We start from the raw sequence: 21080 nt of genomic DNA on the forward strand, positions 1-21080 counted from the left end.
CCTCTGTATATCGTTTCGACATATTGGACTTCTCATTATTCTCTATCATCTAAACCCTCACATCTATTATATCTGGAAATTATAATGTGTCCGAGTAATTACTGTCTGAAACAGTGTAGCCTATCCACTATGAGATCTTTATTAGCTCTAATCGGCTGGGACAGCAGTCTTGAAACGAAAAACAAATTCACATACATTATCAATGGATTCAGCATCGCTCTTGTCACCCTTTTTCAGGTTTTCTATATCCTATATGTCAAAGAAAAGAAGTTATATTCGTTACATTCCTTTGCTTGGCTGATCTTCTGGCAGTCTTTGTCTTTCTAAGAATACGTCAATTTAACACAGCTAAGATATTAATGATTCTGGGATTTCTTTTTCAGGAGTTTTCTCTTGTATTTTTATGGTTTCCAAAAGAGGCGAACTTCAATTACTTTTTCTTTATTGTCGCCCCCATTACCTTTTTTATCTTTGATTTTGATATATTATTCGAGCGAATTGCACTGATATTCACGAACCTGATCGCTATTGTTCTCCTTCTTTTAAGCGAAGTGATAACTTTGATCCCACCTGTTGTAAAGCTGTCCTCCAGGATGACCGGACTTTTCACTATTCTCTCGCTTGCTTCAACGGTTCTATCAATCACTATTGTATTTTACTTCTATGCAAAAAACCTCGCTTCAATAACCAATGAATTAATGATACTGGCCAATACGGATGTACTTACAAAGGTGCTTAATAGAAGATCCTTTGAGAAAGAAGGCTATCAGCTTTTTGATTTTGTCGGAAAATATAAGAAGACTTTCGCCTTGATCATTCTTGATGTGGATTTCTTTAAAAAGGTGAATGACAATTATGGTCACCCGGCAGGAGACACCGTATTGGTAGAATTGTCGAAAGTTCTATCTTTGAATATCCGGCAGAATGATATTCTTGCCCGCTACGGGGGAGAAGAGTTTGCACTGCTGCTAAAAGGATCTGATCCGGCAGGTATGCAAAAAGCTGCTGAACATCTTAGAGAAGCCGTCGAAAACCATTTGTTTAAAATATCAGAGAGTAAAAGCATAAGAATAACAATCAGTCTGGGATTAGTGACATTTTCGGATAAATACGAGAATTTTGAGCAGATGATCAATAAAGCTGATAAAGCTCTATATCAGGCAAAAGAGGGCGGTCATAACAGAGTTGTTACAGGCTGAACCAATTCTAATAATGAGCAGAATCGTACCTGAAATTAGACGCGGAAATCGAATACTCCATAAATCATAATTATAAAAAAGTTCCACCTCAGGCGAGAGCTGGAGACGCTAGAACATCTTTGATTAAAGGAAGGCTAGTCCCGTTCTATTGTATTATCAACGTTCAGGTTGTAGTGTGAGAAAAACTGCCAGCTGTAGACACGGCTATAGTAGAGAGGTTTGATCTGAGGGACGTCCAAGGCAAATCTCCGAACCGATGTACAGAAATCACATACAGGGTTACATCATTTGACCAGTCTCTCTGGCCTGGATATGTTTGGAAGAGACACAGGATATAAATGGTCCAAAACATTTCGGTGGATTGAACCCTGTAGTCTTTTAGCATCTGCATTCAAGTTTGGAGCTGGAACGGCTTCCCCTGAGCGTTAGCATGCAGGAATTCTTATGGTGAATGAAAAGAAATCGTATTTGCTTTATGAAATAATATTGTACGTGAGATCCTCCCTGTATGATATATAATAGGATGTCTCCAGAGTCAGTAAATGATGGTGTTATAAAATTTTGACTCATAACTACAGGCAGGTTGGATTTCTATGCAATTTATTCTAATCCTATTATTACTTGGAAACAGTTTGACCTCATTGCATGCAAAGGATTCAGATATACCGGAAATTCAATCTGAGTTCGGAGAAAGTAAGCCCGTATCTCTACTTGGAGAGTGGGAGTATCGAAAAGGATATCAGGATGAGTGGCAGAATGATCATGAATCCGGCGAATGGCTTCCTCTAATCACCCCATCCAATTTTTCTGATTGCCCTGATCTTGATCATTACAATGGCCGGATAACCCTGAGAAAACAGCTGCCGGATAACATTGCTCCACAGCATCTGGCTTTGAATTGCGGACAGATCAGCAATGTCGCAAAAATATATTTGAATGAAACTTTTATCGGAGAGGTCGGTTCAAATGACTCAGCATTATCGATTACCTGGGGCCGAAAGGTTATTGACATCCCTAATGATGCTTTTTATTCAAAGAGTGATAACTTTATATATATTGTAATGGAAACAGGAACGTCGGGCCGGAAGGCCGGAATCCTCGGACCGGCAATTCAAATTGGTCCAGCTGCTACTCTCTACAGCAGATATTATGTTGTCTGGGTTATCAGTTTCATTATTTCCGGCCTCTATTTGGCTATCGGTATTTTTTATCTTATTATCGGGTTGTATCGGAAGGAAGAACGTCACTATATCTATTTTGGACTATTCAGCATTTTTGCATTCCTTTTTTTTATTGCCAACTCTGAAGTCATCGCCTATCTGAATGTGCAGAATCATAAGACTCTGGTCTATCTGCTTTATTTTCTGGATCAGGGTTCAATCAGAATTATGATTCCCCTCTTTGTTCTCTGTTTCTCAAATTTGTTTGACGGACAAGACAGCCGAATCGGTAAGGCCTTGATCGTTTATGCCTGTGTTCATATTTTTGCGGATATAGCAGGTTTTGCTCTTGTAAGAAACCTTGTGATTCAGTACTCCATGTCTATTACATATATTCCCCTGGCTATTAGTATTGTCTATACGTTCAGACAGACCATTATACAGATCCGAATTTCAAACCGTGAGGCATGGTTCCTGGCAGGTGGGATTCTGATGGTTGCAGTCGGAGTTGTTCATGACATTCTTGTTATTGAAGCTCTTATTTTCGGTTATATGATCTTCCCCTATCTTTTCTTCAGTTTTTCAGCCGGACTGGCTGCGATCCTTCTAAACAGATTTCTGATTCTTCAAAAAGAAGTGGAGGATTTCAACAGTCAGCTTAATGAAAAAGTCAGCACCCGCAGCAGTGAGTTATTGCTTGGCAGTATAATGACAGATATATCTGCCGGGGATTCTTCTTTATATATAAATTCGAATAGTCCTGACCTGACAAAAGATATAACTATTTTAACTCGTATCGATGACTTTATTGAAATTGCTCTTGTAAGGGTAATAGCTCTCAGCGAGGCAGAGGGAGGAATCATTTGTGATGAGGAAAACAGCATAAGGTCATTCTGCAGGATGAGTGCTGATGACCTTACAGACCGCAAAATATATGAGAAGCTTCATGAGTTTCCAATGGCCCTTGCAGATAACCTGCAATGGCGCTGTGTTCTTCTAGAGCCTCAAAAATTAAATCAGACTGTAGAAAAATTCCTTGAAAGAGTAGCTGAAGTGATAGGAACGGCAACGGGCTTTCGTCATGGTGATTCCGGTTCAGAGCTGGCTGTTACGGCAGAACGAAAGGTGAAGCGCGCTATTGCCTATATGGATGAATATTTTTCTGAAGGCCTGACCCGTTACCAGGTGGCTGAACTAGTGGATCTGAATCCTGATTATTTCGGCCGTCTTTTAAAGAAAAAAACAGGACGGAATTTCAACGATTTCATCAACGGCTATAAAATCAAAGAGGCTGCAAGGCTCCTGGAAGAGAGTGAAATGAATATCGTCGATATCGCCTTTGAAGCAGGGTTTGAAAGCCTGTCTACTTTTAATCGAGCATTTAAGAAAGAAAAAGAACTGACTCCAAGCCAATATCGCCTTAAAACCAGGAATCAGTAAAAGCTCTGACAGTGAATGTCTGTTTTTGACAGGCATTCTCTTTTCCTGATTAGCTCAGTTTGTATTAATCCCCTATTTTGAGTTGTATGATAATCAAAAAAAGGATGAATTTATATGAAACAGGGTGAAAATATGACCTCACGAGAAAGGGTTCTCGCCGTCACTCAGGGGAAGAGTGTGGACAGGATACCGGTCTTTTACTGGCTCAATCCCCATGGGGGAATCAAGATGATGAGCAACGTCAGGAAAGCCCGTAGATTCACAACTCAGTTGAAAGGTCAGGCGCAGTGGAAACTTTTTAGAAAGGGTGGGGGGCCTCTTATTCCCGAAAGTCTAGGCAGGGGACTGCCTCTTCTTTTTGAAGGCACTCTGAACCGGGAGTATGTGCGGGATCTGGGAAGCGATACTGCACTGGTTGAAACCTGGTACAAACCGGTTGAGGGTAAAACGAAGTATAAAATCAGAAAAAATGATGTCATTGTGAAGAACAATGCTTTCGGTGAAGACTACGCCATGGGGAGCGGGATTTATATGGATGTTACCGATAATCCCATAAAAACGGCTGAAGATCTTGTGAAATACCGGTTCCCCGATTCCTTTGACCCTTCTATTTATGCTCCTTTATCCGCAGCCCGTAAAAAAGATCCGGAAGCCTTTCTGATGGGAACCGTGTTCGGGTCACAGGACTATCCCGGTGCCTCCCTGGCTCCCATGACTGAATGGATGATGTGGTTCTACGATTGTCCCGACAAGGTTGCCGATTTTCAGAAGAGGATGGCCGACTGGTCGATCGAGGTGGCAAGAAGATGTATCAGGGCAGGTGCCGATGCCGTATTTATCTACGACGACTACGGTTTCGATAATCAGACCTTCCTTCCCCCGGATCTGTGGAGAGAAACCACATATATACATCTCAAGCGGATCATAGATGCCATACATGAAGAGGGGGCATTGGCCGTTCTGCACTCCTGCGGTTATCAGATGCCCCTGCTCGGGGACTATGTGGAGGCGGGACTTGATATGCTCCAGGCTTTTCAGCCAAAGGCAGGAAATGATTTTAAAGAGGCTTACGGAAAATACGGTAAAGACCTCACCTTTATCACAGGTATCGATGTTCAGCAGGGGGAATCCATGAGCCCCGAAGAATTGAGAGAGGATATTCTCCGCTTCTACAGAATCGGCGGCGAGAAAGGGCACCATATTTTGGGAATGAGCCACATGATGCAGCACACTATGCCGGTAGAAAATATGCAGACTATGCTGAAAACTGTAGAAGAGATACAGTCGGGAGTACATAAATGAACGAGATTGAAACACTGCCGCTGTGGAAAAAACTGATTTACGGAGCGGGCACCTTCGGATGGGCATTGACATCCTTTGCGGTAATCAACCTATCCATCTATTTTTATATGCCCACGGAAAGCGGGAGCGAGCCGATATTTCCGACACTGGTTTTCCAGGGGGGATTATCGGCGTCATGACAATTATCGGTTTGTCCCGTACTGACAATTTAATATGCGAAATGAAGATTAGATCAAAATGTAAGCAACTTTATGGGGCTTCCTGCTTTAAACAAATTTTAAAAGCAAGTTTTACTGCAAATATATTGATGAAAGCTAGGAATATGCTGGTTTTGGTATTTTCCGGAAACAGTTATTCCAAGGTTAATGATGTAAGTTTTCCATATTAGATCAAGAAGCTCTGTAATAGTGGTGATGTAATCCGTAGAGGATAGGTTCTTTCTTAATCTTACCTGAATCATCTGGAGATTTATCTTCCGGAATGGATTTGATGCCTTGATGCGGTCGATATTTATTATAATATTCCATGTAGGATTTCAGGATATTCCTCAACTGCTGCTGAGAAGATTATAAACCAATCCAGGCATTCCTGACGGACAGACCGGATAAATCTTTCAGCATATGCATTCAGACCAGGATGTATGAGCGAGCAGAAAGCTTGCTTTCGTCCAGCCTTCGGAGAGAAAGGCGTCGTAGCTACTCCATTGATTTCATATTCATGATATGGAAAGTCCTTCAGCTCACCGGAATTATCATGAATCAAATATGAACCAGGAAATAACTCTTCAAAATACCCGATCTGGTTTCTGAAGAAGAGAATGTTTGGATTCTGAGTAACATTGTAATGAACTATTTTTCTGCTCTTGAGCTCAATGATGAAGAAGACATAGAATCTCTTGAAACCAAAGATATCGACTGTGAAGAAGTCGCAGGCTTACAATGATTGCCAGTGAGATTTTAGAAATTTACTCCATGAGTAATTAGGTTTTATGTCTCCTGACTTCCGGAAATCCTGAATAACTTTTCTGATTGTCTCTCTGGAGACATTGATGGAAATCTTTTCTAACTCGTCCTATAGACAATATGATGTGACCCCCGTGTTTGCACATTCGTGGATTAGCTTACACTTTAGTTAATCAACAATGCATAAGCACGCCATATACAAAGGAACGGAGGCCACTATGAAAAGTTTATTTTATGTCGGGATGGATGTCCACAAGGATTCAATATCAATCGCTGTTTTAAGAGACAATAATAAAAATGTCGAATTTGAAAGACAGATCAGAAATGAGCCTGCAAGAATTAAGAAGTTTTTTAACAAGTATAAAGATGAAAGTCTCATATGCTGTTATGAAGCTGGTCCTACAGGTTTCGCTCTTTATCGGCAACTGGAAGAAATGAATATTACCTGCTATGTAGCAGCACCATCTCTTCTACCTCGAAAACCAGGTGATCGAATTAAAACTGATAAAAGAGATGCACTGATGCTGGCAAAAGTCCTTAGAAATCAAGAAATAGTCAGTGTATATGTACCTAGCACTTCTGATGAAGCAAAAATTGATCTATTGAAAGATAAAATAGATGAGATTGCAGCAGAGGCAAGGTATGTAGAAAAAGTATCAAAGTTGAGATGCTTTAAAGGTATTGATACATTGACAGCATTAACATTTATAGCCGAAATTGGTGATTTCAGAAGATTCAGAAAGGCACAGAATTTTATGTCCTATCTGGGGCTTGTACCATCAGAGCGATCCAGTGGTAATCAAAGACGACTAGGAAGTATTACAAAAGCGGGTAATTCCAGATTGCGGAAGTTATTAATTGAATCAAGCTGGCATTACAAACATTACGGTCCTTCTAAAACTCTCAAGATGCGGAGGAAAGGACAAGATTGTGAGATTGTAGCTTATGCGGATAAAGCAGGATGGAGATTGAATAAGAAATTCAAAAAGTTAAATTATAGAGGTAAAGTGAGTCAAAAAATTGTCACAGCAATTGCTAGAAAATTATCTGGTTTTATATGGGGTATGATGCTTGGAAATACTGATTCTATTACAGCAGCACAATAGTTCTTTTAATAAATAAATTATCTGGGAAGAAGGATGGATAGAGAAGCTATAGCGATAAAGGTGAATCCTTGGTAAAAACTTGAGGCAATAAGTCTATTGATCCTCGACTATAGACAGAGGAAGCACCCGACGAAATCATTGGCCTGTGGTAATCAATCCACGTATATCAGAGTGGTCTATCGCCACATAATCTGCTTCTCTATCTTTTCTTCTATCCGGTTAAATCAGGAGGCTGTTATTGAAAGAAAAAACAGAACTTGACAAGGGTCACAACATATCATTTTTTTCAACTAATGTGGAAATTCTTCCATATTTAAGACTGTCGACAATGAATTATGTTTAACGTTCTATCTTCACTACTTGAATCTGTAAAAAGGATCATCTTCTCCAACTGGAAAGATATTATTTAAATAAATCAAATTAAAAGATATGAGTGTTTCCAAAAGGCACACAGATAGCTATACTTAATATATGGGAAAGTTATTCAACTGGAATGATAATAAAAATGCTCATCTTATTAAGGAAAGGAGTATTTCTTTTGAGGAAGTAGTTTTCTGCATCCAAAATGGAGGAATCCTGGATAAGGTTGAGCATCCTAATAAAGAGAAATACCCGAATCAGAATATATATGTTGTTCTTGTAAATGATTATGTATATTTAGTTCCTTATGTTGAAAACGATGATGAGATCTTTCTGAAAACGATAATTCCCAGTAGAAAGGCGAAGAAACAATATCTAGGAGGATCAGAATGAACCTTGATGAATATGAAAATGAAATACTTGAGGAGTATGAAGCCGGAAATTTGAGTTCTATCGGCATTAACGATAGCGAGAAAAAACACTTATCAGAAGTTGCTGCAAATACCTTAAAAAAGAATAAAAGGGTAAATATTCGCTTATCTGAGCATGATCTGAAGGCGATTCAAAGTAAGGCTCTTCAGGAAGGGCTACCGTATCAAACTCTGATATCCAGTTTGATTCATAAATACACCAATGGATTACTAATTGATAAGTCCAGAACTGCTTAGATTATTGACGCCGATATCGACGCCTTTATTATATGAATCCAGAAGCTTTATATGGAAAACTTACTACATAGCAGCTTCTTATGTGCTACGATACAGCACTATATGTACTGCATAATGGGACTGTACAAGTTCAAGTCCTTGTGGACCCAATTAAGACACTCATTGCGAGTGTCTTTTTTTTTGGTTAAAATCCTTTCGGGGATAGGGATTAATCAAACGTAAGTAAAATATCTGTTTACTAAATTTTCTGACACTGATATCGACGCTCTTATTTTATGAACCTAGAAGGCTTATATGGCAAGCTTACTACATAAGCAACTCTTTCGCGCTACGATACAGCTGCATAGGATATTGCTCAAGTTCGTGTCCTTGTGGACCCATTTCGGGGAGATACACTAAGCTATGTAAAATGAGTGATAGGGATTATAACATGTGGAGGGCATCCTATCGTTTTTTAGACTTCAACCGGATTTATTCACTGCTTCAGTAATAACGGTTGGCATTCCCTAGTTCTATGGACAATTTCAACCTAACGTAATAGATTTATTTCATATTATAAGAAAGATTCCTGCCATATCTACTTTGTTAGCAGAATGGGTCCTGACTCCTTGACCGAACGGATTACAAAGCGGCTGTCTATGGTATTTATCAGGTCCAGCTTCTGAAGCCTCCGTACCCATTTCTCATAGGCTTCGTTGTCAAGGCATATCACCCTAAGCATGTAATCGAAGTCACCGGATACTGTAAAACAGTCAGTTACCTCCGGCATGTTTTCAACCGCTGATTCAAAACTTTCCACAATAGTTTCGCTGTGGCGGCTGAGACGGATTTGGGCAATTACCTGTACCCCAATGCCGAGCTTCTTCAGGTTAAGGGAAGCATGCACTCCAGTGATATATCCGTCAGAGTACAGATGTCTGATTCTACGTGCACAAGGAGATGGGGAGAGCCCTACTTTTTCTCCAATATCTATAGCAGTCAATTTACCGTTCTCCTGCAGTATATGAAGGATACTGATATCAGTCTTGTCCAATTCAAAATAGCTCATCATGCTAATTATGATATGTTTATTAGCATGATATATCAAGATTATAAAGTACTAGAGGTATTTCTGCCACCAAAAGCTCTCTAATTACATATATAATAACAACTGTACAATTTCAATGGTCTTAATTAGTGGATAGTTTATTAGTGAAAACATTCTGATCGAAAGGGGTTTTTAATGGAAACGAAAAGATTTACAGATCCGGCCACAGCAATTCAGCGTTTAAAACAATTTGGGGAGTTTGGAGGTGTAAATCCATCGATAACAGATTCGGCAACCTATACCTTTTTAGATGAAAAGACAATGATTGATGCATTTAACGGTGATGCGGCTGGCTGCTTTTTATATTCCAGGCATTGGAACCCAAGTAACAAGTATCTTGCCGAGGCACTTGCCGCTATGGAAGGAACAGAATCAGCCTGGGTAACGGCTTCCGGAATGGCGGCGATTACAACTTCAATCCTTCAACTTGTTAACAGTGGTGATCACATAATAACAAGTGTCACAACATACGGGGGTACCTATGCATTTTTGGCAAACTACCTTAAGAAATTTAATATTGAAGTAACTTTTGTAAATATAAGCGATTTGGAAAGTATCAGAAAATCTGTCAAAGAGAACACTAAATTAATCTATACCGAGAGTATGACAAATCCGATGCTTCAGGTCTCAAATATCCCAGAACTATCTAAAATTGCCAAATCTAATGGCATCAAGCTGGTTGTGGATAATACCTTTACCCCCATGATCCTTTCTCCCTTCATACTTGGTGCTGATATTGTCGTTTACAGCATGACCAAGTTTATTAACGGTAAAAATGATGCTGTGGCGGGAGCAATATGTGCATCTGAAGATTTTATCAATGAAATCAGCAATGTTAACGATGGTACGGCAATGCTTCTCGGCCCGGTTTTGGATCCGCTCAGGTCTTCCAATATTCTGAAAAACATCAATACATTGCATATCAGAATGCAGAAGCACAGTGAAAATGCAAAGTACCTTGCTCATAGATTTAAAGAGATTGGACTGAAATCTAATTATCCCGGTCTTCCTGAGCACCCCGATCATGGGCTGCTGACTTCAATGATGAATATGGACTTCGGGTATGGAGGAATGATTGCAATTGATCTCGAAACTCCTGAAAGAGCTGCACCTTTTCTGGAGATGATGCAGGAGCGGGGAGTGGGATATCATGCTGTCAGCCTCGGTTACTTCAAGACACTGTTTTCCAATTCAGGACGGAGTACATCTTCTGAGGTACCCCAGGTCCTTCAGGATGAAATGGGATTATCCCCGGGCTTGATCCGTTTTTCTGTTGGACTTGACCATGATATTGAAGCTACTTACAAACTGATTAAATCCTGTCTCGACGATCTGGGATTAGTGTAAGATTTTCCTTATTCAGTATTATGAAAAGAAAATATTATTAACAATCTGACAGTTTCAGGAAAATCAGATTCTTTAATACTGTTTACATCAAAAAAGTTCAAGTCAATAAGTGGTCTGAATACAGCATATCAGAAGCACTATCTTTGAGTGTCTTTTTTTGGCCAAACCCCTTTCGGGGAACGGCACTACATTGACAAATCCCGACCTTTATTCACCTTGTTAAAGAGTACTAAAGATAAAGTAGTTAACACTGCCAGAATTGCGGCAAGAGCGGCTGCTACACCGTAATTCCCCCGTAGAACCTGGGTGTAAACTTCTACCGTCAAAGTTCTTGTTTTTCCGGTATACAGTAAAATAGCAGAAGCCAATTCTGAAATCATAGTTATCCACGATAAAATAGCTCCGGAAATAATACCGGCTGACATCATTGGGATGGTAATTTTCCAAAATGTTTTTACATTACTGGCTCCTAAAGAAAGAGCTGCTTCTTCAATTGATATTGGTATTTGCTGCAAGGTTGCGACACTCGAACGGATTGTATACGGTAAGCGTCTGATAATAAGCGCAATGACCATAATTGTCATACTACCTGTTAAAACCATTGGCGGTCGGCTGAATGTGTTTGCTAATGCAATACCAACAACAATACCGGGAACAATATAAGGGATCATAGAAACCGTATCGATTGCTGCAGTAATTTTTGAACGTTTTCTCACTACCAAATAAGCGATAAATACGGCAAAAATTAAAACAAAGGTTAATGATATCAAGGGAATAATAAGAGTATTTCTGATAGCATTTCCCATTTTGGAAAAAGCTATAACATAATTATTTAATGAATAGCCACTGGTGAATACAGTACCGTTAACATTCCTGAAGGATGTATAAATAACATATGCCTGGGGTGCTATAGAAAGTGTAATTAACAAATATGCATAAATATGTATTAAAGAATTTTTAATACCTCCAATTTTTACAGGTCTTATCTTATTAATACTATTCATTGTAAAAGCATGTTTATTAGCAATACGTTTCTGAACTAAAAAGATAATTAAGGTAACAATAATTGCAATTATGGCAATGCTCGCCGCAAAACCATTATTTCCACCTAACTCCGACATGTAAGCATCATAAATAGTAACAGGGAATGTACGATACCCTTCACCAATTAACATGGGAGTACCAAAATCGCTAAAACATCTCATAAATACAAGTAATGCTCCAGCTAAAACAGTTGGAAAAATCAACGGAACAATAACCTTAAAAAATCTTTTTACTCCGGAACAACCTAAGTTCTCCGATGCTTCGAGCAATGAGTTATCTACATTTGAAAAGGCTCCTGAAACGTAGAGAAAAATAAGCGGATAGAGCTGTAATGACAATACAAGTAAAATACCCTTAAAACCATAAATATCTGGCATTTCAACGCCGAATAGACCTTCAAAAAATTTCGTGACCACTCCGTTTCTTCCCAATAATAAGATCCAGGAATAAGCACCGACAAAAGGGGCGGACATACTCGATAAAATAACCAGAATTCTAAGAGTTTTTGCACCCCTAATTTTAAATCGCGCAAAAAAATATGCCAGAGTGGTACCTAAAGCTACAGCAATAAATGTAACTAGAACAGTAACCTTAAAGGAATTAAACAAAGTCGAATAATAATATTTTTTTCCAAAAAACCTTTGGAAGTTTTCTAAAGTAAATTGTCCTGTATCTCTATCTAGAAAAGATTCTGATAGTAACATTACAAGTGGTAAAATCAAAAAAATTGTATATAAAATTAATAAGCTTAAGGTTGAAGATGACCATAAGTTAATTTTTTGTTTTTTAATTTTCATGAGCAATTACCAGATTTTTCTTACCATCTTCAGTATATACATTTACTTTTTCTACATTAATTGTCAAATAAACAGTTGTACCTGGCTCGATTATATTATCAATCATACTCTCTTTGATTATTTCCACTATTTGTTTATTTGGTAATTCCATAAAAAAATGGGTATTTAGACCTAAGAAAATAGTATCTTTTGCTACAGCTTTAATTGTGTTTTTATCGTCGGTAAGCATAAATTCTTCAGGACGGATAGAAACTTTGACCTTGCCCTTGTAATCTAAATCTTTTACTGTAATTTTATGCCCTAAAACATTTAATTCATTTTTATCACAATCAGCGGTAACAAAATTAGTTCGTCCGATAAAACTTGCAACAAACTCGTTAACGGGACGATGGTAAATAGATTGAGGTGTACCAATCTGTTGAATTTTACCCAATTCCATAACTGCTATTCTATCACTGATAGCCATTGCTTCTTCCTGGTCATGTGTTACATATACCGTGGTAATTCCAACTTCTTTTTGTATGTCCCTTATTGCCTGTCGCATTTCAAGACGGAGTTTAGCATCCAGATTAGATAAAGGTTCATCCATTAAAAGAACATCAGGAGAAATCACAAGAGCTCTTGCTAATGCGACTCTTTGCTGCTGACCACCAGATAAGTTTTCAGGCATTCTATCTCTATACTCATAAATCTGCATTAATTTTAAAAACTTATCAGCCATAGGACCAATATCTTTTTTGTTAAAGTCCCTGTTATTTAGACCAAACTCAACATTTGCCCGTACTGTTAAATGAGGGAATATAGCATAATTCTGAAAAACCATACCGATGTTTCTTTTACTCGGGTCCAGATCATTAATTATATTTTCATCAAAATAAAATTCCCCGCCTTCTATACTGTTAAAACCGGCAATCATTCTTAATAATGTTGTTTTTCCACATCCCGATGGGCCTAATAATGTAAAAAATTCTCCATCTTCAATTTTCACATTCAAGTCTGGAATAATTACATTTTCCCCGTATTTTTTTAAGGCATGGTTTATATCTATTGCTACACTCATACTATTTTCCCCATTTAATTCCACCTAAAGGAGGCCTTTGCCTCCTTTAGGTAGATGTAAGTTTTTTACTATTAGTTGTCCAGGCTTGTAAACATATCAATATAACGATCTACAATTTCCTGTTTGTGAGAAGAGATATATGAAGTGTCTTCAACTTTAACATTGATTTGATCAATTGGTTTCATGTAATCTGCGGTTTGTACACCGTCGTAAACAGGTCTATTCGTTAGTGTCATACCATAGACATCTTGAACTTCTTTAGAAGTAATAAAATCCATGAATAATTTAGCTGCTTCGGGATGCTTAGCATCTTTGATAATTGCACAACCAGCTGGTAAGAATACAACACCTTCTTCCATGTAAATAACTTCTACGTCTGCGCCATCATTGATTAATGTTAGACAAGGATCTTCATAGGATAATCCAATAGTATATTCACCATCTCGCACACCTTTCCAGACTCCTGAACTTGAACCTAATACTTTTAAGTTTTTGAAAATTTCTGTTACTTTTGCCCAGGCAGTTTCATCTTCATATCCACCAAAGTCAATTAACATATTTGTTAAATGAGCAAATGAACTTGATGATTTTGCAGGGTCGCCAGAGACTATTTGACCTTCTAACTGAGCTCCGTATGTAATAATGTCTTCATATCCTGTAATAGTAACACCAGGTAATTTTTCTGCTAATTTAGTTTTATTAATAACAATTACACTACCGTCAAGGGTATTTTTAGTTACATAACCACTCTCATTTCGATAAGCTTCAACTAATTTAGAATCATTTTTACTAACATAATCTGCCCACAAAGCTTTTTGTGCCAGGATTGTTGCATAGCTACCACCATACATAACATCACCCTGTGGATCATGTTTTTCAGATTCGATACGTTTAAGGCATTCACCTGTACCGGCTGAAATAATTTCTACTTCGATACCATATTTTTCTTCGAATGGTTTTTCTACTGCATTGAGAAGACCTTCAGAGTTGGGTGAATACACAACCAGCTTCATTTCTTCTTTCTGTACTTCCCCTGCTTCATTAGAGTCCTGAGATCCAGTAGCTGCAACATTGAAACTTACAAGCATAAATACTGCTGCTACCATCATTAAAAATCTTTTCATATCGACCTTCCTTTGATAAGTGATAAATAATTTTACCACCACTATCTGCAGCACGATATACCACTAAAAGATAGACTTTAGACGAAAAGAAGCCAAATCTGAATAATTATTGATTTTTTTGGACTAGTTCAGTAACAGAATACCCCGTATAGTTCTTGAACTTTGCACAAAAGTACTTGTAATCGCTATACCCGACCATCTTTGCAATTTTATAGATAGGTAAATCATTTAGATTCATAAATTGAATAGCCTTATATATTCTATAGCGATTTAAAGTTGTATTGAATGTAAGATCATGCTCTTTCAGTTTGTTTTTTATAGAGGAAATACTATAGTTCAGTTCATTTGCAACATCATTTAAAACTATTTTATGCATATAATTATCTTTTATAAATGTAATAATTGATTGGAACAAAGAATCTTCAATATGTAGATCTTTATACACTGTCGATAAATCTTTAATTTGATATTTAGTATTATTTAACAAATTCTTATCGTTAAGATTGTTGATTGCTTTTTTTAACGAAACCTCCAGTAACTGATGATCTAAAGGTTTAACCAGATATTCTGTAACTCCATAGGAAATCGCTTTTTTTGCATACTCAAAATCACTATGGCCACTTAGAATAATAAATTCATACTTTTTTTTATCTTCGATCCTACTAATCATTTCCAACCCACTCATAAGCGGCATTTTTATATCAGTAATAACAATATCTACAGAATTATTTTTTAGATACTCTAAACAGGAAACAGGATTATCAAAGTCTGCTGCAACCTTTAAGTTTAAACTCTGAAAGTCAAAACTAAATAGTAATCCCTTTCGAATAATATCCTCATCTTCACAAATAATTACATTATACATTCGCTTTCAGCTTCTTTTTAAACGTTATTTCAAAGACGGTGCCTTCACTGTCCCGCATGACATTCAGCAATGCATCTGGATATAGGATCATAAATCGCCTTAAAACGTTATGAATGCCAATATGGTTGGTCGGGTTCTTTTTCTGTTTACAGATTTGATTAATCTCTTTTATCATTTCATCGGTCATACTGGACCCATTATCCCGTATTCTAATGTAACATCGGTCATCGATCATTTCAGTTGAAATATCTATTCGTACATGCAAGCTCTCTGCAAATCCGTACTTTATACTATTGCTGACCAGGGGCTGAATTGCAAGCTTAGGAATTAAAACATCTTTGACCTTATCTGAGTTTGTAATTGAATATGTTAATTTCTCTTTAAACCGATATTTGAATAATTCCAGATATTTATTAATATAAGTCAGATCGTTTTCCACCGATGAATAGTTAATATTATTAGAAATTGAATACCTTAAAATTGAAGTTAAATCTAAAATATATTTTTCGGTCCCTTTAACATCGTACTGCATTGAATAACGAATTGTTTCTAATGAATTATATAAAAAATGAGGGTTAAACTGAGCATCAAGCTTTCTTTTTTCAAAAATGCTATTAGTTTCACTTAATTCTTTATTTAAAATAATTTCAGAATTCAACTTATCTAACATCTCATTAACGTTAATAGCCAGACTGTTAAAGTCATCATCAAGGTTTTCATTAATTCTATGATCCAGATTACCCATTGATACAGTATTTGTATCAGCAATAATGGACTCAAAACTCTGAGCATTTTCCCTTGCAATTTTTTTTATTATTTTATAAGAGAACGCGACTACAACAAGTAGTATTAAAAGAAATATAGAGAATACTATTAAATACCATCTGCTTAGACTGATATATTTTTCGAGAAAATAAATAGAGTAAAAGTCCTTTTCTACTCTGGTGACATGATAATTTGCGTTATCAATCGTATAATTTTTAACATATTTTAAGTTCAGACTTTTTTCTAATATTTTATAATTATTTGTAGCAATAATACTATCAAAACGATCAGTAATAACATAATCGCCTGTGTTAGGTAATAAAGAATAATTCAGATCTCTTATATCGATTGAATACATATCAAAACCAATGAGCTTTGAATCTTTGTATAAACCGCCATAATAAATCAAACTCGCCGTATGAGTCTTATAATTGGGATACAAAATATACTTAATCGGGGAGTCATTTTTAACTCGATCTCTAATTATGTTTAAATAAATTTTGTATTGTGGTAACAGGTGATAAGATTCCTGATATATAGGATTTGCGCTCATATCATAAATATTATAGCTATAGCGAACATTTATTGTCCGGGAAAATGAATAGTTAGAACTTGAAACAAGTTTTCTGCTGACATGATTATCCTGTATTGCCTGTAAATACTCATTATCAGAATTATGTGAACTTATTTGTAAAGTAATTTTATCAGTTAAATTTATAAATGATTTGTTTACCAATTCTATACTGTGATTCTTATTCATATTATTGTTTACAAAATTAACAATCACCGCTATAGAAGCAAATAGAAATACAACAACCAAAATCAATTTTGTAAAAAAGGCCATAAATTCTTTTCGTAATTTGGTTTGGAATTTCATATTCTAAAGTAAAACGGATATGCTTTTTCTTTGCAAGCTGTCCAAATCGGTAAATCAATATAATCAGTCTATGTACATTGACTATCAATTTGTCTTTATCTCTGACTCTGCCTATCATTAAAAAGCCTTTAAAAGTAGTTCGATATGATAGTTTCCTGGATGAAGCTGATCACTCCAGCTTTCATTCGGGGCTTTTGGATCAAATATAGGATAAGTGGGTTCAACTCTAAATCTTCTTTTTCTAGGTGCAATCATTCCATTTCTCTTCAGAATACTATTTATTGTTGTAAGCTTTGGAAGATCTCGATTGGAGTACCTGTCTTCAAGTAATACTAACAACTTAGCAGCTCCCCAACGCGGATGCTTTTTCCTCAAAGATATGATTTGCTTTTCAATATAAGCTGGAGTTTTATTTGAAACATGATGCGGTTTTCCCGTGCTCTGAAGTGTAAAGGATGTCCTTGTAGCTTTGTAAACGATGTATATGATGTGTACCATTAGGATTGTGACACTCTTATCGACGCCAATTGAAATGTCTTTTGGATTTTTTTTGTAGCAACATCATCAGATCATGTCTTTAAAAGAGGTTTCTTTTTTTGTTTCATCCTTTATATTATTCAACATGGATAGTGAGTTATGAAAATATGGGTAGATGCTGATGCATGCCCCGTGGCAATTAAGGAAATCCTTTTTAGATGTGCAGACCGTAGGAATATTTCTATAACTCTGGTGGCAAACCAGACACTACGGATTCCCAAATCTCCAAATATTTCTTTTATAAAAGTTCCAGCCGGCTTTGATGTAGCAGACAATGAAATTGTAAAGCAAATGAAATCGGGTGACTTGGTGATTACCGCCGATATTCCTCTGGCTTCCGAGGTTATTGATGAAGGGGGTATTGCATTGAACCCAAGGGGAGATCTTTATACTCAGGAAAATGTAAAATCCCGCTTAGCAATGCGTAACTTAATGGATACCCTTCGATCCGGAGGGATGGATACCGGAGGTCCGGCAGCCCTAAACAAAAAAGATATTCAAGCATTTGCCAATCAATTGGATCGTTGGTTAACTAAACATATTAAGTAGGAGTTGTGGGTCGGGATATCTGAAAGACCATGCTTTGGTTTTTTTCACTTTAATGCACATTAAAGTAATAATGGTGGTGTTCGGGGTAATTCCAATAAACCTTTCATCCCATGATCCGCATACCGTTTGATGAACTTATAGGCAGTTGGTCTACTGATCTCAAACATATCTAGCAAATGAGAAATACCGACGCCCATATTATATGAACCCAGAAGCTTTATATGGAAAACATACCGCATATGCACTTCTAATGCGGTACGATACGGCAGTATATGAACTGCATAAGGATGCTGCTCAAGTTCAAGTCCTTGTGGACCCAATTAAGACTCATTGCGAGTGTCTTTTGTTTGGCTTAAACCCTTTCGGGGATGGAAGTAAGCAGTTTGTGGTGAAACAGATATTTACATGTTTTGAGTAATGAGTTTATTCATTGTGCTCATCTCAGGAATCTCAAACCCGTTCTTACTGTAGATTTCCTCAATATAGGAAATCCTTTTCTTCTCTTGTTATCTATAGTAATATTCCATCTTGAAACTGATGTAAAGAACTTGCCAAGGAGCATAAACCGTTGAAATTAAAGCCGGAAATAGAAAAAGAAATACAAACTCAGCAGGAAAAACAGCTTAAGAGAATTCAGAAGCTCTTATCAGGATCTGACAGAAAGGCTTTGATTGAGTTTTTACAATCTGGCCAAGCTCCGGGAAGCAAGGCCTTTAGGAAATTAAAATCCAATGTTCAGAAGAGTGTGCTTAGACTGAATCTCACAAGTATTGAGATAATTATTAAACGAGTCCGGAATCCTATTTCCAGGTTTCGCTATAAAATGGCAAAATTAACTTACGAGAATATGTTGAAATCAACTGACAAATAGCAGGTGTCTATTTGTCATCAGATTGAAAGGGGTTAATTTCCTATATTCATCTGGATGGGAACTGCAAAAGCTCTTATTATAAAATAAAAAAAGTATGCTCTTATGTTGTAACAGGAGCATCCCTCAACTATAGTGCTCCCTCAAGTCAATACAGCTCTAGGCAACGTTTAAGGTAGATTCCCTGAAATAAACCATATTACAGGATTATTCGATCGCGTATGAATAAAATTAACCCAAGGGAATCATAGTTCCAGCTGTTTTCTTCGGTTTGTAAGAACGACCCCTTCTGCACAGGCTGCCAATTCTAATACACATGGTGCTGTAAGTTTATACTCCACTCTTGTTCCCACCCTGGAATCATCTACCAAACCTGCTTCCTTTAACTGTGATAGATGTTTTGAGGCTGCTGATTTTGGGATTCCAGCTTCTTCTGCCAATTTGCAGACACACCAGGTCTTCTCCTTTAGCTTTTCCAGAAAATAAATTCTTACAGGGTGAGCAAGGGCTTTAAACATATGAGCCCTGATTTCTGCTTTTTTCCGTTCATCATCGCTTATCATTGTTTTAATGTTTCAAAATAAAGAAACTTTGTCAAGAAATGACTTGCTTCAATTGTTGAGTTGTTTCAATATAAAGAAACTTTGAAAAGACTTTTCAAATAATAAATTATTTAGTTTTATCTGAAGTCTCTTTGGCAGGTATGATTTCTGGAGCAATAATATGATGACAAAAAAATTTTACATAGGACTCATTGTCCTTTCTTATTTATTACTTTTTTCATGCAGTGAAAAAGTGAATGCTGATACCTCTGGTAAAACCGGGAGTGGATCAGTCTCTGAAAGTAAAAAGGTTACATTTATTGAGCTTGGCTCTGTAAATTGTGTTCCCTGTAAAGCTATGGTTCCTGTTATGGAGGAGATTAAGACCAGTCTCGGAGATCAGGTAGATGTGATTTTCTATGATGTTTGGGAAGAAGAGCAAAAGCCCATGGCAAAGCAATATAATATCCGAGTGATACCTACACAGGTTTTTCTTGATTCAAATGGAAAAGAATATTACAGGCATGAGGGTTTTTTCCCTACAGAAGAACTCTATCTTATTCTTGAAAAGGGTGGTGTTCTCATCCAATGAATGAAGTCGTAATGATGTTGAATCAAACATTTTATGAATTATCATTATTCTCTTTGGGAGCCAGCCTTATTTGGGGAATCCTGAGTGTGTTTCTCAGTCCGTGTCACGTGGCATCAATTCCTCTCATCATTGGCTATATCAATGATCATAAAGTACCCGATTCTAAAGACGGATTCCGATTATCATTGCTATTTGCTTTGGGAATCCTTGCAATGATTATCCTTATGGGATTTGTCACAGGTTTTTTAGGGAGAATCCTTGGAGATGTTGGGGCTCCAATTTTAATTACGGCCTATATTTTTCTTCTCCTTTGTGGACTGTGGCTTCTGGATATTCCTCTATTCAGGAGACTGAATATTTCTTTGTTGGGTGGAATACATGGTTATGAGAAATTAGGCGCTTTTACACTGGGATTCTTATATGGAATTGTTCTTGGACCCTGTAGTTTTGCATTTATTGCTCCCATGATAGGTATTGTATTTACAAAATCATTGAACCAAATGTGGTTCGGAATTACATTGTTTATTTTTTATGGGATTGGTCATACCGCCTCAATTGTATTGGCAGGTACCTTTGGCAACAAAATCATAAATTATATAAATTCAGAAAAAATCGGAAATCTCTCTAATTGGATCAAAAGATTCTGTGGGCTGTTTCTGATAATTTATTCCCTTTTTAAGTTATGGGAAAATATATTTTAAATCACAGCTGTCCAAGATAATTTGAAAGGGGTTTTATAAAAGCCGATCTCCGTTTATTCTTAAGTCGACTAAAACAATACAACAAAAGGAAATCGGCTATGAGTCATCATACTACAACGTTTGGACAG

At 37.0% G+C, this 21080-nt stretch carries 20 protein-coding genes; 12 read left to right on the forward strand and 8 right to left on the reverse strand.

Annotated features, from left to right (window positions below):
• Nucleotides 1–293: 293 nt before the first annotated feature.
• From DV872_RS23785 to DV872_RS23815, 7 genes are all read left to right on the forward strand, one after another.
• On the forward strand, nucleotides 294–1199 hold the full coding sequence (locus DV872_RS23785; protein ID WP_114632471.1) for a GGDEF domain-containing protein: 906 nt from the start codon (nucleotides 294–296) through the stop codon (nucleotides 1197–1199).
• A 632-nt stretch (nucleotides 1200–1831) separates the two neighbouring features.
• Nucleotides 1832–3799 (forward strand): helix-turn-helix domain-containing protein, encoded by a 1968-nt coding sequence (locus DV872_RS23790; RefSeq protein WP_158547156.1) that lies wholly within the window; start codon nucleotides 1832–1834, stop codon nucleotides 3797–3799.
• A gap of 114 nt (nucleotides 3800–3913) precedes the next feature.
• Entirely contained in the window at nucleotides 3914–5101 is a 1188-nt protein-coding gene (locus tag DV872_RS23795; protein ID WP_114632473.1) for a uroporphyrinogen decarboxylase family protein, read from the forward strand.
• Nucleotides 5098–5280 carry a hypothetical protein gene (locus tag DV872_RS26420; protein WP_147283258.1) on the forward strand — a complete coding sequence of 61 codons (183 nt, stop codon included), beginning with the start codon at nucleotides 5098–5100 and terminating at the stop codon, nucleotides 5278–5280. Before DV872_RS23795 ends, DV872_RS26420 begins: the two co-directional genes overlap by 4 nt.
• A gap of 1001 nt (nucleotides 5281–6281) precedes the next feature.
• Nucleotides 6282–7169: a transposase gene (locus DV872_RS23805; RefSeq protein WP_114632475.1), complete on the forward strand. Its 888-nt coding sequence runs from the start codon at nucleotides 6282–6284 to the stop codon at nucleotides 7167–7169.
• Between the two features lie 471 nt (nucleotides 7170–7640).
• Nucleotides 7641–7922 (forward strand): BrnT family toxin, encoded by a 282-nt coding sequence (locus tag DV872_RS23810; protein WP_114632476.1) that lies wholly within the window; start codon nucleotides 7641–7643, stop codon nucleotides 7920–7922.
• Complete coding sequence (locus DV872_RS23815; RefSeq protein ID WP_114632477.1) at nucleotides 7919–8197, forward strand: hypothetical protein; 279 nt, start codon at nucleotides 7919–7921, stop codon at nucleotides 8195–8197. Before DV872_RS23810 ends, DV872_RS23815 begins: the two co-directional genes overlap by 4 nt.
• A gap of 577 nt (nucleotides 8198–8774) precedes the next feature.
• Here the strand turns inward: DV872_RS23815 and DV872_RS23820 are convergent.
• Complete coding sequence (locus DV872_RS23820; protein WP_114632490.1) at nucleotides 8775–9245, reverse strand: Lrp/AsnC family transcriptional regulator; 471 nt, start codon at nucleotides 9243–9245, stop codon at nucleotides 8775–8777.
• 174 nt (nucleotides 9246–9419) lie between these two features.
• On the opposite strand from DV872_RS23820, the gene DV872_RS23825 reads away from it, so the two are divergent.
• Entirely contained in the window at nucleotides 9420–10631 is a 1212-nt protein-coding gene (locus DV872_RS23825) for an aminotransferase class I/II-fold pyridoxal phosphate-dependent enzyme (RefSeq protein WP_114632478.1), read from the forward strand.
• Nucleotides 10632–10816: 185 nt separating this feature from the next.
• Here DV872_RS23825 and DV872_RS23830 read toward each other — a convergent pair whose 3' ends face one another.
• From DV872_RS23830 to DV872_RS23855, 6 genes are all read right to left on the reverse strand, one after another.
• Nucleotides 10817–12472 carry an iron ABC transporter permease gene (locus DV872_RS23830; RefSeq protein WP_114632479.1) on the reverse strand — a complete coding sequence of 552 codons (1656 nt, stop codon included), beginning with the start codon at nucleotides 12470–12472 and terminating at the stop codon, nucleotides 10817–10819.
• Nucleotides 12462–13532 carry an ABC transporter ATP-binding protein gene (locus tag DV872_RS23835; protein WP_114632491.1) on the reverse strand — a complete coding sequence of 357 codons (1071 nt, stop codon included), beginning with the start codon at nucleotides 13530–13532 and terminating at the stop codon, nucleotides 12462–12464. The genes DV872_RS23830 and DV872_RS23835 overlap by 11 nt, the downstream gene beginning before the upstream one ends.
• A gap of 71 nt (nucleotides 13533–13603) precedes the next feature.
• Nucleotides 13604–14656, reverse strand: coding sequence for an extracellular solute-binding protein (locus DV872_RS23840; RefSeq protein ID WP_114632480.1), 1053 nt, complete (start codon nucleotides 14654–14656; stop codon nucleotides 13604–13606).
• Between the two features lie 106 nt (nucleotides 14657–14762).
• The gene (locus DV872_RS23845) at nucleotides 14763–15521 is read right to left on the reverse strand and encodes a response regulator (RefSeq protein WP_114632481.1); all 759 of its coding nucleotides are present in this window, start codon (nucleotides 15519–15521) and stop codon (nucleotides 14763–14765) included.
• Nucleotides 15514–17163, reverse strand: coding sequence for a sensor histidine kinase (locus DV872_RS23850; RefSeq protein ID WP_114632482.1), 1650 nt, complete (start codon nucleotides 17161–17163; stop codon nucleotides 15514–15516). The genes DV872_RS23845 and DV872_RS23850 overlap by 8 nt, the downstream gene beginning before the upstream one ends.
• Nucleotides 17164–17280: 117 nt before the next feature.
• Entirely contained in the window at nucleotides 17281–17661 is a 381-nt protein-coding gene (locus DV872_RS23855) for a hypothetical protein (RefSeq protein ID WP_114632483.1), read from the reverse strand.
• 138 nt (nucleotides 17662–17799) lie between these two features.
• On the opposite strand from DV872_RS23855, the gene DV872_RS23860 reads away from it, so the two are divergent.
• Nucleotides 17800–18249 (forward strand): YaiI/YqxD family protein, encoded by a 450-nt coding sequence (locus DV872_RS23860; protein WP_114632484.1) that lies wholly within the window; start codon nucleotides 17800–17802, stop codon nucleotides 18247–18249.
• 568 nt (nucleotides 18250–18817) lie between these two features.
• Nucleotides 18818–19120: a hypothetical protein gene (locus tag DV872_RS23870; RefSeq protein WP_114632486.1), complete on the forward strand. Its 303-nt coding sequence runs from the start codon at nucleotides 18818–18820 to the stop codon at nucleotides 19118–19120.
• A gap of 242 nt (nucleotides 19121–19362) precedes the next feature.
• On the opposite strand, the gene DV872_RS23875 is transcribed toward DV872_RS23870, so the two are convergent.
• Nucleotides 19363–19680, reverse strand: coding sequence for a helix-turn-helix transcriptional regulator (locus DV872_RS23875; protein WP_114632487.1), 318 nt, complete (start codon nucleotides 19678–19680; stop codon nucleotides 19363–19365).
• Nucleotides 19681–19840: 160 nt separating this feature from the next.
• Here DV872_RS23875 and DV872_RS23880 point away from each other — a divergent pair, with 160 nt between their 5' ends.
• Nucleotides 19841–20251, forward strand: coding sequence for a co-chaperone YbbN (locus DV872_RS23880; protein ID WP_114632488.1), 411 nt, complete (start codon nucleotides 19841–19843; stop codon nucleotides 20249–20251).
• Nucleotides 20248–20952, forward strand: coding sequence for a cytochrome c biogenesis CcdA family protein (locus DV872_RS23885; protein ID WP_114632489.1), 705 nt, complete (start codon nucleotides 20248–20250; stop codon nucleotides 20950–20952). The genes DV872_RS23880 and DV872_RS23885 overlap by 4 nt, the downstream gene beginning before the upstream one ends.
• Nucleotides 20953–21080 lie beyond the last annotated feature (128 nt).

This window comes from Oceanispirochaeta sp. M1, assembly GCF_003346715.1.
In the GTDB taxonomy this organism is placed as follows: domain Bacteria; phylum Spirochaetota; class Spirochaetia; order DSM-2461; family DSM-2461; genus Oceanispirochaeta.

Bases quoted from the DNA above. Each gene is read 5' to 3' on its own strand.
- DV872_RS23875 (WP_114632487.1), bottom strand. From the start codon at position 19,680: ATGATAAGCGATGATGAACGGAAAAAAGCAGAAATCAGGGCTCATATG.
- DV872_RS23860 (WP_114632484.1), top strand. From the start codon at position 17,800: ATGAAAATATGGGTAGATGCTGATGCATGCCCCGTGGCAATTAAGGAA.
- DV872_RS23815 (WP_114632477.1), top strand. From the start codon at position 7,919: ATGAACCTTGATGAATATGAAAATGAAATACTTGAGGAGTATGAAGCC.
- DV872_RS23825 (WP_114632478.1), top strand. From the start codon at position 9,420: ATGGAAACGAAAAGATTTACAGATCCGGCCACAGCAATTCAGCGTTTA.
- DV872_RS23820 (WP_114632490.1), bottom strand. From the start codon at position 9,245: ATGAGCTATTTTGAATTGGACAAGACTGATATCAGTATCCTTCATATA.
- DV872_RS23795 (WP_114632473.1), top strand. From the start codon at position 3,914: ATGAAACAGGGTGAAAATATGACCTCACGAGAAAGGGTTCTCGCCGTC.
- DV872_RS26420 (WP_147283258.1), top strand. From the start codon at position 5,098: ATGAACGAGATTGAAACACTGCCGCTGTGGAAAAAACTGATTTACGGA.
- DV872_RS23840 (WP_114632480.1), bottom strand. From the start codon at position 14,656: ATGAAAAGATTTTTAATGATGGTAGCAGCAGTATTTATGCTTGTAAGT.
- DV872_RS23880 (WP_114632488.1), top strand. From the start codon at position 19,841: ATGATGACAAAAAAATTTTACATAGGACTCATTGTCCTTTCTTATTTA.
- DV872_RS23830 (WP_114632479.1), bottom strand. From the start codon at position 12,472: ATGAAAATTAAAAAACAAAAAATTAACTTATGGTCATCTTCAACCTTA.
- DV872_RS23835 (WP_114632491.1), bottom strand. From the start codon at position 13,532: ATGAGTGTAGCAATAGATATAAACCATGCCTTAAAAAAATACGGGGAA.
- DV872_RS23845 (WP_114632481.1), bottom strand. From the start codon at position 15,521: ATGTATAATGTAATTATTTGTGAAGATGAGGATATTATTCGAAAGGGA.
- DV872_RS23805 (WP_114632475.1), top strand. From the start codon at position 6,282: ATGAAAAGTTTATTTTATGTCGGGATGGATGTCCACAAGGATTCAATA.
- DV872_RS23885 (WP_114632489.1), top strand. From the start codon at position 20,248: ATGAATGAAGTCGTAATGATGTTGAATCAAACATTTTATGAATTATCA.
- DV872_RS23855 (WP_114632483.1), bottom strand. From the start codon at position 17,661: ATGGTACACATCATATACATCGTTTACAAAGCTACAAGGACATCCTTT.
- DV872_RS23850 (WP_114632482.1), bottom strand. From the start codon at position 17,163: ATGAAATTCCAAACCAAATTACGAAAAGAATTTATGGCCTTTTTTACA.
- DV872_RS23810 (WP_114632476.1), top strand. From the start codon at position 7,641: ATGGGAAAGTTATTCAACTGGAATGATAATAAAAATGCTCATCTTATT.